The sequence below is a fragment of the Candidatus Micrarchaeia archaeon genome (assembly GCA_041653315.1).
In the GTDB taxonomy this organism is placed as follows: domain Archaea; phylum Micrarchaeota; class Micrarchaeia; order Anstonellales; family JAHKLY01; genus JAHKLY01.
Genome location: JBAZFO010000037.1, coordinates 1 through 10,962, shown reverse-complemented (window position 1 = coordinate 10,962; position 10,962 = coordinate 1). Strand labels below are relative to the sequence as shown.

Genomic DNA, 10,962 nt, shown 5'->3' with positions numbered 1-10,962 from the left:
TAGATATCCCTATGCCAGAAGAAAAAACTAGGTTGGAAATATTAAAAGTACATACTAAAAAAATGCCTTTAGCAAAAGATGTTGATATAAATACTTTAGCAACAGGAACAAGAGATTTCAGTGGGGCAGATTTAGAAAATTTATGTAGAGAAGCAGGAATGGAAGCAATAAGAGAAAACAAAAAACAAATAACAAAAGAACATTTTGAAAAAGCAATGGAAAAAATAAAACCAAGCAGTACTAAAGAATATAAAGAAAGAATGGAAAAGTTTAAAGAATCTGTTTCATATATGTTTGGGTGATTAAATGGAAGATTATATTCCAGTTCAAAAAAAATATACTTTTACTTCAAGAGAAATATTAGAAATAATAATTTCTGTTTTAGCAATTTCCTTAGCTTTAACTTTTGCAACAGGAGTTGTTAGCAATCCAGAAGCAGGAATAATTGAAGTAATAACTCAAAGAATTTTTCAATCACCAGAACAATTTACATATAATTTTATGCTCTTTTTATTTGCAGTTTCGCCTGGGTTTGTTTTGCATGAAATGGGGCATAAATTTACTGCAATAAAATATGGATGTTATGCTGAATTTAGATCTTGGACTTTTGGATTACTATTTATGTTTATATTAGGTATATTTTCGGGATTTATATTTGCAGCTCCAGGTGCAGTTTATATTGCTTCTTCGGGATATTTAACTAAAAAAGAAAGAGGGCATATTGCTTCTGCTGGCGCAATTGTTAATATCATTTTATCTATATCTGCATTTATAGGGATCTTTTTATTAACAAGTTTAATTTCAACAGGAACAATTGAAGGAGCAACAGAAGGGTTTGGCTTAATGGCAGGTGAATTATTTTCAACTGGATTTTGGTTACATGTTTTATTATTTTCTGCATATATAAATGCATTTTTAGCTGCATTTAATATGGTCCCAATGCACCCATTAGATGGTGGAAAAGTAATATCATATAATATTGGGATATGGCTAACAATAGTTTTAATCTCCTTAGGAATATTATTCTTAATTGGTGGTGGAAGTGCTGTTTCTTTTATAATAATGTTAATGATAATGGGATTTTTATTTAGGTCAATTTTAGGGGGCCAAAAATATGCAGAAGTTTAAAGGAGCAGAAGCAATTGTTTATCCAATTAATTATTTTGATTTAAATGCATTAGTTAAAGAAAGAATTGAAAAAGAATATAGAGAAAAATCATTAGATGAAAAATTAAGAACAGAAAGAACTAGACAAGAAGCTAAACTACTTTCACGTGCAAAAGAAACTGGAATTTTATGTCCCATAATTTATAATATTTCTAAGTATAAAATAATTTTAAAAAAAATAAATGGAAAAATGCTTTATGATTATAAAATCTCTGAAAAACAAATTAAAGAATCTGCTGAAATTTTAATAAAATTACATTCATTAGATATTATTCATGGTGATTATACTCCTGCTAATTTAATACAAACTTCAAAAGGAATAGCAGTTATTGATTTCGGCCTTGGATTTTTCTCTAAAAAAGTAGAGGATAAAGCAATGGATTTAATTACAATGAAAAAAGCGCTTGGCAATAAAAAAGGCGCTTTATTTGTAAAAGAATATTCTAACATAGGAGATAAAGAAATAATAACACGCGCAGAAATTATTGAAAAAAGAGTGCGCTACGCAGAAAGATAAATGTTCTATTTAATACAACAATCGTTCAATATTATATAACATTTATTTAGAAATATTTTCTCTTCTAATTCACCCCTAAAATTAATACATTGCACTTTATAGTCAGGACAAACTGCAGTACATATTATTGATTCTCCTTGACTTATTAAATTGATTTCTTAAACAGAATTTATTTTTTCTAAATTGTTTTTTATTTTGGACTGTATAAAACCCATATGTAAAAGCTCTTTTGTCTTTTCTGTTCCTATTTTATCTAAATACAAATTATATATTTTTCTTATATCTTTATTATCATAAGGAGTTTTCATTTTCTCTTTTTTAGCATATTTTCTTAATGCATTTGCGCGTTTTTTATTTTTTTCATTACTTATTGGAATGGGTTGACCTGGACCCCCAACACAACCATAAGGACAAGCCATAACTTCAATTAAATGATATATTTTATTCTCCTTTTCAGCTTTTTTTAATAAGTTATCCAAATTTGGTAAAGTCCAAACTTTTGCAATGTTTAGTTCTTGACCATTAATCTTTATTGAATATTCATTTATTGGTTCATTATCATCAATACTTATTCTTGTTTTATCCCCTTTCATTACTGCATATGTATTAATCACTGCTTCTAAAACTCCTCCTGTAGCACCAAATTTTTTTCCTGCTTGTGTAGCATGACCTAAATATTTATCAAATTCCTGTTTTTTACATTTTTTTAAATCTATTTTTTTATATTTTAATAAATCAGCACATTCTTTTGTTGTTAAAACAAAATTTACTTCTTCCAATCCAATTGTTGCTTCTTGTTTTGCTTCCTGTTTTTTTAAAATACAAGGCATAATTGAAACTACCCCAACTTGTTTATCATTATCTACTTTTTTATTTTTTAATTTTAAATATTGCAATAAATAACTATTAATCAGGGCGCCTAAAGTTATCTGTGGTGCCATACAAGTTGAGAGTTTTTTTAATTTTTGAGGATAAAATTTCATCCCGTGATTTCTCCACCCAATACAGCAAGATGTCATTAAAGGAAAAGGACCATTATTTTTTAATCTTAAATCTAATTCATATGCTTCTTCTAAAGTAACTATGTCTGCCCCAAAACTCGTATCAAATACATAATCAAAACCTGCTTTTTTTAAAGCGCTTATTAATTTCTCTGTTACTTCTGCGCCTTGTTTATATCCAAATTCTTCTCCTATTGAAACTCTTACTGCTGGTGCTATTTGCGCAACCATAATCGTTTTCTTATTTTCAAGCATACTTATTACTTGTTTTGCATCCTCTGATATCATAAATAAACTCCTATTTTAAAGCTCCTGCGTTATTGAATTTGCATGAATATCTCATTATATATACTATTCCTACACCGCTTATGATTGAAATTAATAAATTTTGTATAATCCAGCTTATCAATAATCCACTAGGAACTGCAAATAATAGAAATATATTCAAAGTAAATGGAATTCCTGTTATCACAAATAATAAAAATCCATAAAATAAACCTGTTTTTAAAATTGAACTTTGTCTAATTGGTTTTGCAATTAATATATAAACTAAAGTTAATATTATACCAATTACAAAATTAAATAATAAAGATACTCCATAAAATTCAATTCCAGGCATACCTGTATTAGGCATCATTATTTCGCTCCATACTCCAAAATTATTTGAATCTGTATAATAATCCATATCTATAAACGAACCAGCAGTATGAATAATTATACTAATTAACATCACAAATATTGCAGATAATAATAGTTTTTTATAATCCATTTAATCATCCTCCTAGTTAAAACTAGGAAAGAATAATTTATAAAATTAGGCCTTAAGAAGTTTATAATTCTCCTTTTCTTCTCTTCATTTTCTTCTTTAATCTACGCCTTCTTTTTTGTAGCCATTTCCAGCGCATTCTGCCTTTTTTCTTCCATTTTCTTGGTCGTTTTCCCAAATAGACACCTTTTATTTATAGTTTACTTTAAACACAAATAGTTTTGTTTATTCTATTTATAGGAACTCTTTTTAAAGCTTTTCCTGTGGTTTTAAGAACTAAATAAAAACATTTTGTTATAAATAATATACTATGGAACAAGTATTTAAACCCCAAATATTCTTTCAGAAGGATAGTTCAAATATTAATTTTTCAAATTGTGAACCTAAAAATGATAGCACAAATGGTAAAATACCTCATAAACCAAGAGGAGCAAAACGAACATTTCATTGGTTTGTAAATTGTGTGTATGGAAATGAATTTAAAGAATTTCTTGGCGAAGACGGCCATTTTAAAAAAGGATCAAATATTTTTGAAGATATACTTATCTTTTCAAATGAAAAAATAGATACAGAAACCCAAAAAAGAATAATAACTGAAGTTTTATCTCCCTACCTTGAAAAAATAACTAAAAAAGATATTGAAAATTCAATTGATAATCTCTCCTCTTGCGGGATATATATCAAGAATAAATTAATTAGATTTATTTTAAATTATTTTTTTAGTAAACGAAATACAAAATTGAATATTATTATAGACTGCTTTGGAAAAATAAAAACAAAAAATGCATTAATAAAATTTGAAAAAATATTTTGCGGAGAAAAAGAATCGCTTGACAAAACTCTTACTCATATTTTAAATATTTCAAATACTTTTTCTTTAGAAAGCTTTGAAATAAGATTTATAGAATTACTTGAATTAGCATGTACATTTAATGGAACAAGAATAAAGAAAAACTATATTAAAAAAGGCGCAGAAGTAATTGAATGTATATTAGAAATAAGAGAAACACATCCAGAAAATGAAGAACTATATAATAAATTACTTATATTGGCTAAGAAAAAAGATGAAGAGATAAATAGAATATTTGAAAGTTTAAGAGAATATTCATTTTGGGAAAAAGATAAAAATGTAATAAAAATGATAAATAAAAAACTAAATAAAAAAGATTAAAATTTATATCCAATTTTTCTTAAAAATTCTTTTCTATGTATTTTATCATCTTCTGTTTCAATTCCTTTTGATTTATCTCCATCTATTACTCCTAAAATTCCTCTTCCTTGGTCTGTTTCTGCTATAATTACTTGTACTGAGTTTTGAGTAGCACAAAATATATTACATACTTCTAGAACTTGTTTTATTTGATTTAAAATATTTATAGGATACATATCTTTCATTAAAATTACAAATGAGTGTCCTGCTGATAACTTACGCGCAATATCTATAGTCTTCTCTTCCAATTCTTTATCTGTTGATTCATAGCGTATTAAACAAGGACCTGATGCTTCACAAAAAGCTACTGCAAATTTAGCATTAGGAACTGTGTTTATTATTGTTTCATAAATATCTTCAATTGTCTTAATAAAATGCGCCTGGCCTATTATCATATTAAATCCAGTGTTTATTTCTACTAATTTTAAATCCATAAAATCACCAATTAATTAAGAATAGATAAAAATAAAAAGGTAAAATAAAGGTTTTTTGGATTAAATATATTATTCAAAATATGTATTAACTATTCTATCTTTAATGTTTAATATCTCACAGTATAATGCATCATCTGAAATACAAGTATTTAGATGTTTTTTTCTTAAATGCTCTTTTTTTAATCCAAAAAGAATAGTGGGAAAATGAACTAGAAAACCTAGAGAATGTGCCTCTTTTTCTGTTTTTATTATTTTTTGTCCTTCTAAACTTGGATATAATTTAATCAATTTTTCTTTTGCTTTTAAAACTAATTCAAGTTGTGTTACTGTTAATTCCGTAGATTCTTCTTTAACTTCTTTAATATATTTTTCACAGACTAATCTCCATTCTATAGATAAAACAGATATAAAAACACTTTTTGCTTCATCAAGAGAATAACTTACGTTTCCATCTATAATTTTATTAATAATAATCTCTACTTTCTTTCTGTCAACTCCATACCAAAGTAAACCCATATTTTTATCTTCAACCATATCAGATGATTTTTTCTTAAATAAACTATCTTCTGCTTTTTTTAATTCCCCTAGTTCTATTTGTATATCTGTTAAATTAGATGAAGTGTCTGCTTTGCCTAATCTTGCTACTTCCTGTTCCAATAATACTTTTGCACTTATTATTTTTCTTAATGCTCTTCCCCTAAATAATACAACTTTACCTCCATTAACTCTTAAAGCGAGTTTTTTGGCTTTTTTAATTGATCTACGTTCAATACGGTCCATTTAACACACCTCATTTATTGTTAAACTGCATTAACTTTTGGAGCCATTTCCTTTACTGTTTCTGTTGGTTTATTATCTGGCTCTGGGCTTGGAGTTACATCTCCTGGGCTTGGATCATTTGTATTTTGTCTTCTGCTTGATACTCCCTCATTTGTTTCTGCTGGTTCACCATTATCGTCGTTATTATCATCATCTTCTTGTGTTTCATACCATTTAAATTCAATTTCATCACTGTATGTACTTTGTCCTGCTTCATCTGTCACCCTAATTTTCAATGTATGTGATCCTTCTTGATCTAAATTTAAAAGAGCAACATAATTTAACATTGGGTCTACTCTTTTTTCTCCTTGTGAATATTTCACGCCATCTAGAAAAACTAATACATCCAAAGTTTTTGAAATGTCATCATTAATTTTATATGCAACAAAAGTCATCCCATATCTTGTTTCTCTATCTATTGGGCTTACAATTTCAACTGTTGGTGCATCTCCTAAAACATCATGAGTTAAATAATTTGATTTTGGGCTTTCTCTTCCAATAATATCTTCTGCAATTATATAATATGTATATCTTTCTCCTTCAATTACATTTGTATCTTGATATGAAATTGAATCAACATCTGCTATTTTTACAAATGAATCAGTATTTGTTCTTTTTCTTGGTTCTGTTTCGTCTGGTGCATTACCTGTTTTTCTATAAATCTCATAATGATCAATTGTAGCTGGAACTGGTTCTTCTTCTGTACCAAATATAAAGGTTATATATGGACTATCATCTATTCGTAAATTAACTTTTGGTTTTTCTGGTTCATTTTCAATTAAAATAATATTTTTTGAAATTTCTACCCAAGTTCCACCTATTCTTTTTGCTCTAAAATAAATTGTTTTTAATTCGTCTCCTTCACTTAAAACAAAATCTTCAATTTCTTGTGAATCACATAAAACTGCTCTTCCAAATCCCTCTTCTTCATAAATTTCGCATATTTCTGCATTTTTAACTGAAAATTCAATATCTATCTCTCTAATAGTTGTATATTCTTCTGTATCCCCATATAAATTCAAAACTAAATCATATGGATATTTTGGTACTGAATCTGGAACATCATTATTTGATGACCCACCTGAAGAATGTCCTCCACTTCCAGAAGGATAGTCTTTATCATAAAAAATTTTATCTGAAACAACTGGTGTTAAAATATCTTCTTCATCTTTGCATTGAAAAAATACTTCTTTTGTTCCTCCAGCAGAAGTTAATTCCCAATTCATTTCCATTTCTTCTTTTTCAAAATCAAACCAATCTGCAGTATAATAATCTTCATTTTCATTCCATAATTTACATCTATAAACTTCTTTTGCTTTTAATAATAATTCAACTTCTCTATTTTCTGTTTCTTCATCACCATCATTTATTAAAATAGAAATTGAAGTATCTAATGCTTCTATTTTTTCTTCTTTTGGTTCTTCTTCTGGTTCTTCCTCTAATTCAACTTCTTCGGTTGTTTCAATTTGGTTTTGATTTAAATAAGATTCAATATTTTTTACTGGTTCTTCATTTTCTTGATTTTCAAATAAATTAAATCCTAAAAATTCTGGAACATTAAGTACTAATCCTGCCACAACTAAAACTATTGCTGCAATAAGGACACTTGTTATAATTAAAACATTTTTTTCTGCACGATTATCTTCTCCCATTTTAACACCTCAAATATAATAAATTGTATTAATTAATATGTCTGCTTGTGTTTATAAATGTTTTTATTGTATAAATAATCAAAATCAATAAATAAAAAAAGCCGGTGTGGCAGAGCGGTAATGCGCTGGTCTCGAAAACCAGTGTCCTTTGGACTCGCAGGTTCAATTCCTGTCGCCGGCGTTTACCAACCTTTATAATAATTAACTATTTAATAAATATACTAAATGAACTACTTATAAATATAATACTCAGGTGATTGATATGGTAGAAAAATATGTATATTTTTTTGGAGAAGGAAAAAAAGATATGAAATCTTTATTAGGTGGAAAAGGCGCTAATTTAAGTGAAATGACAAACATCGGAGTAAATGTACCTCCCGGATTTACAATTACAACAAAAGCATGTGAAGAATATTATAAAAATGACAAAACTTACACAGAAGAAATGAAAAAACAAGTTGAAGAAAATCTTATAGAATTAGAAGAAAAAATGGATAAAAAATTAGGCACAGATGACCCATTATTAGTTTCAGTAAGATCAGGTGCTGCAATATCAATGCCAGGTATGATGGATACTGTATTAAATTTAGGATTAAATGATAAAACTGTTTTTGGTTTAGCAAATAAAACAAAAAATAAAAGATTTGCAATGGATTCATATAGAAGATTTTTACAAATGTTTGGGGATGTTGTTTTAGGAGTAAAACATTCTTCTTTTGAAAAAGCATTGCAGGAAATTAAAGACCAAAAAGGGATAGAATATGATACAGATTTAGATGAAAATGACTTAGAAAAATTAGTTGGAAAATATAAAGAACTAATTAAAAAAGAAACTGGAAATGATTTTCCCCAAGATCCAAAAGAACAATTATGGAAAGCAATTGATGCTGTTTTTGGCTCATGGAATAATGAAAGAGCAATTACATATAGAAGATTAAATGAAATTACTGGATTAAAAGGAACAGCAGTAAATATTCAAGCAATGGTTTTTGGAAATATGGGTGAAACTTCTGGAACAGGAGTTGCATTTTCAAGAAATCCTGCAACAGGAGAAAATAAATTATATGGTGAATTTCTAATGAACGCACAAGGAGAAGATGTTGTTGCAGGTATAAGAACTCCAAGACCTATTTCAGATTTAGAAAATCAAAATTTAAATATTTATAATGAATTCAAAGAAACAGTAGAAAAATTAGAAAAACATTATAAAGATATGCAGGATGTTGAATTCACAATTCAAGAAGGTAAGTTATTCTTTTTACAAACGAGATCTGGAAAAAGAACAGCAAAAGCAGCAGTTAAAATTGCAGTTGATATGGAAAAAGAAAATTTAATTGATAAAGAAACTGCTATAATGAGAATTGATGCAAAACAATTAGATCAATTACTGCATAAGCAATTAGACGAAGTTGCTAAAAATGATGCAGAAGAAATTGCAAAAGGATTGCCTGCATCTCCTGGTGGAGCAGTTGGAATTGCAGTATTCTCAGCTGAAGAAGCTTATGAAAAAAAACAAAATGGAGAAAAAGTAATTTTAGTTAGAAAAGAAACCTCTCCTGAAGATATTGAAGGTATGAATGCAGCACAAGGAATATTAACTTCAACAGGAGGTATGACTTCACATGCAGCAGTAGTAGCAAGAGGTATGGGAAAATGCTGTATAGCAGGATGTGGAGATATTAATGTAGATGAAAATAAAAAACAATTTACAACAAAAAAAGGTGTTTTAATAAAAGAAGGAGATTTTATTACATTAGATGGAACAACAGGACAAGTTTTCAAAGACAAGATAAGAGTAGTTGACCCAGAATTAAGCGGAGATTTTGAAACTTTAATGAAATGGGCTGATGAAACAAGAAAATTAGGAGTAAGAACAAATGCAGATACACCAAAAGATTCATTAACAGCAAGAAAATTTGGTGCTGAAGGAATTGGATTATGCAGAACAGAACATATGTTTTTTGATGAAGAAAGAATCAAAGCAGTGAGAGAAATGATTTTATCTGAATCAAAACAAGGAAGAGAAAAAGCATTGCAAAAAATAAGACCTATGCAGGAAGGAGATTTTTATGAAATATTTAAAGTTATGAATGGATTAGAAGTTACTATCAGATTACTAGATCCTCCTTTACATGAGTTTTTACCAAGAGAAGATAAAGATATTATAGAATTATCAAAAGAAATGAATATTGAAGAACAAAAATTAAGAAATACAATTCAAGAATTGCATGAATTTAATCCAATGTTGGGACATAGAGGATGCAGATTAGCAATTACTTATCCAGAGATTGCTGTTATGCAAACACAAGCAATTATAGGTGCAGCATTAAAAACAAGAAAAGAAGGTATTGATGCAAAACCAGAAATTATGGTTCCTTTAATTGGAAAAACAGAGGAATTAGAATATTTAGCAAAAATAATAAAAGAAACAGCAGATAAAATGATTTTAGAAAGCAAACAAGAATTAAAATATAAAATAGGAACAATGATTGAAATTCCCAGGGCTGCTTTAACTGCTGATGAAATAGCTAAAACAGCAGAATTCTTTTCTTTTGGTACAAATGATTTAACTCAAATGACTTTTGGATATTCAAGAGATGATGCAGGCAAATTTATTAAAGATTATAAAGAAAAAGGAATTTTAGAAAAAGACCCTTTTGAAACTATTGATCAAAAAGGGGTTGGAAAATTGATTAAAATGACCTGCGATTTAGGAAGACAAACAAGACCAAATATAAAAATAGGTATATGCGGTGAACAAGGTGGAGAACCAGAATCAATTGATTTCTGTCATAAAACAGGATTAACTTATGTAAGCTGTTCGCCTTATAGAGTTCCTATTGCGCGTTTAGCAGCAGCGCAGTCAGCAATAAAAAATAAAAATTGAAAATAAGGATTAAAAAAAGATGTTAAAAACAAAATTTAACATTTAATCCTTAGTTCTAGGTATAATTTTTTTGACCCTCTCAAGTAAAATAGGGAATAGATTATTAGTTGGATCTAATTCCATTGCTTTAGTATGATCTTCTATTGCGCCTTCATAATCTCCTAATTTGAATTTAGCAAATCCTCTGTTATTATATGTATCCCCATCTATTGGATCTAATTCTATTGCTTTATTATAATCTTTTATTGCTTCTTCATATTGTCCTAATTTGAATTTTGAATTTTCTCTATTGTTATAATATGCGACTGCATGATTTGGATCTAATTCTATTGCTTTAGTATAATCTTTTATTGCGCCTTGATAATCTCCCAACCCATCTTTTGCAACTCCTCTGTTGTTATATGCGACTGCATGATTTGGGTTTAATTCTATTGCTTTAGTATAATCATCTATTGCATTATCGTAATCTCCAAAATAATACGCCGTATCTCCTTTTCTAATATATTGTT

At 28.1% G+C, this 10,962-nt stretch carries 11 protein-coding genes and 1 tRNA gene; 6 read left to right on the top strand and 6 right to left on the bottom strand.

All coding sequences use genetic code 11. The features are described from left to right. The 3 genes from WC356_06425 to WC356_06415 form a co-directional block, all read left to right on the top strand. Window positions 1-302, top strand: a 302-nt coding sequence (locus WC356_06425) for an AAA family ATPase (GenBank protein MFA5382778.1), incomplete at its 5' end; no start/stop codon positions are given. Between the two features lie 4 nt (window positions 303-306). Then, window positions 307-1,128, top strand: a complete 822-nt coding sequence (locus tag WC356_06420; protein ID MFA5382777.1) for a M50 family metallopeptidase — start codon at window positions 307-309, stop codon at window positions 1,126-1,128. After that, the gene (locus tag WC356_06415) at window positions 1,115-1,684 is read left to right on the top strand and encodes a KEOPS complex kinase/ATPase Bud32 (GenBank protein ID MFA5382776.1); all 570 of its coding nucleotides are present in this window, start codon (window positions 1,115-1,117) and stop codon (window positions 1,682-1,684) included. The genes WC356_06420 and WC356_06415 overlap by 14 nt, the downstream gene beginning before the upstream one ends. 158 nt (window positions 1,685-1,842) lie before the next feature. On the opposite strand, the gene WC356_06410 is transcribed toward WC356_06415, so the two are convergent. Both WC356_06410 and WC356_06405 read right to left on the bottom strand, forming a co-directional pair. After that, window positions 1,843-2,973, bottom strand: coding sequence for a [Fe-Fe] hydrogenase large subunit C-terminal domain-containing protein (locus tag WC356_06410; GenBank protein ID MFA5382775.1), 1,131 nt, complete (start codon window positions 2,971-2,973; stop codon window positions 1,843-1,845). A gap of 10 nt (window positions 2,974-2,983) precedes the next feature. Beyond that, window positions 2,984-3,454 (bottom strand): hypothetical protein, encoded by a 471-nt coding sequence (locus WC356_06405; GenBank protein ID MFA5382774.1) that lies wholly within the window; start codon window positions 3,452-3,454, stop codon window positions 2,984-2,986. 307 nt (window positions 3,455-3,761) lie between these two features. Here WC356_06405 and WC356_06400 point away from each other — a divergent pair, with 307 nt between their 5' ends. Then, window positions 3,762-4,622: a hypothetical protein gene (locus WC356_06400; GenBank protein MFA5382773.1), complete on the top strand. Its 861-nt coding sequence runs from the start codon at window positions 3,762-3,764 to the stop codon at window positions 4,620-4,622. Here the strand turns inward: WC356_06400 and WC356_06395 are convergent. The 3 genes from WC356_06395 to WC356_06385 all read right to left on the bottom strand — a co-directional run bounded on the left by WC356_06395 (window position 4,619) and on the right by WC356_06385 (window position 7,566). Continuing rightward, the gene (locus tag WC356_06395; GenBank protein ID MFA5382772.1) at window positions 4,619-5,095 is read right to left on the bottom strand and encodes an adenosine-specific kinase; all 477 of its coding nucleotides are present in this window, start codon (window positions 5,093-5,095) and stop codon (window positions 4,619-4,621) included. The genes WC356_06400 and WC356_06395 overlap by 4 nt on opposite strands. Before the next feature lie 69 nt (window positions 5,096-5,164). Then, window positions 5,165-5,875, bottom strand: coding sequence for a hypothetical protein (locus WC356_06390; GenBank protein ID MFA5382771.1), 711 nt, complete (start codon window positions 5,873-5,875; stop codon window positions 5,165-5,167). A gap of 20 nt (window positions 5,876-5,895) precedes the next feature. Further along, entirely contained in the window at window positions 5,896-7,566 is a 1,671-nt protein-coding gene (locus tag WC356_06385; GenBank protein ID MFA5382770.1) for a hypothetical protein, read from the bottom strand. Between the two features lie 100 nt (window positions 7,567-7,666). Here WC356_06385 and WC356_06380 point away from each other — a divergent pair. Together WC356_06380 and ppdK are read left to right on the top strand one after the other, a co-directional pair. Next, window positions 7,667-7,747: transfer RNA gene (locus tag WC356_06380), tRNA-Ser, on the top strand. Between the two features lie 81 nt (window positions 7,748-7,828). Further along, on the top strand, window positions 7,829-10,453 hold the full coding sequence (gene ppdK / locus WC356_06375; GenBank protein MFA5382769.1) for a pyruvate, phosphate dikinase: 2,625 nt from the start codon (window positions 7,829-7,831) through the stop codon (window positions 10,451-10,453). 42 nt (window positions 10,454-10,495) lie between these two features. Here the strand turns inward: ppdK and WC356_06370 are convergent. After that, window positions 10,496-10,962 (bottom strand): tetratricopeptide repeat protein (locus WC356_06370; protein ID MFA5382768.1); only part of this gene is annotated, 467 nt, incomplete at its 5' end.

Bases quoted from the DNA above. Each gene is read 5' to 3' on its own strand.
- WC356_06420 (MFA5382777.1), top strand. From the start codon at position 307: ATGGAAGATTATATTCCAGTTCAAAAAAAATATACTTTTACTTCAAGA.
- WC356_06415 (MFA5382776.1), top strand. From the start codon at position 1,115: ATGCAGAAGTTTAAAGGAGCAGAAGCAATTGTTTATCCAATTAATTAT.
- WC356_06410 (MFA5382775.1), bottom strand. From the start codon at position 2,973: ATGATATCAGAGGATGCAAAACAAGTAATAAGTATGCTTGAAAATAAG.
- WC356_06405 (MFA5382774.1), bottom strand. From the start codon at position 3,454: ATGGATTATAAAAAACTATTATTATCTGCAATATTTGTGATGTTAATT.
- WC356_06400 (MFA5382773.1), top strand. From the start codon at position 3,762: ATGGAACAAGTATTTAAACCCCAAATATTCTTTCAGAAGGATAGTTCA.
- WC356_06395 (MFA5382772.1), bottom strand. From the start codon at position 5,095: ATGGATTTAAAATTAGTAGAAATAAACACTGGATTTAATATGATAATA.
- WC356_06390 (MFA5382771.1), bottom strand. From the start codon at position 5,875: ATGGACCGTATTGAACGTAGATCAATTAAAAAAGCCAAAAAACTCGCT.
- WC356_06385 (MFA5382770.1), bottom strand. From the start codon at position 7,566: ATGGGAGAAGATAATCGTGCAGAAAAAAATGTTTTAATTATAACAAGT.
- ppdK (MFA5382769.1), top strand. From the start codon at position 7,829: ATGGTAGAAAAATATGTATATTTTTTTGGAGAAGGAAAAAAAGATATG.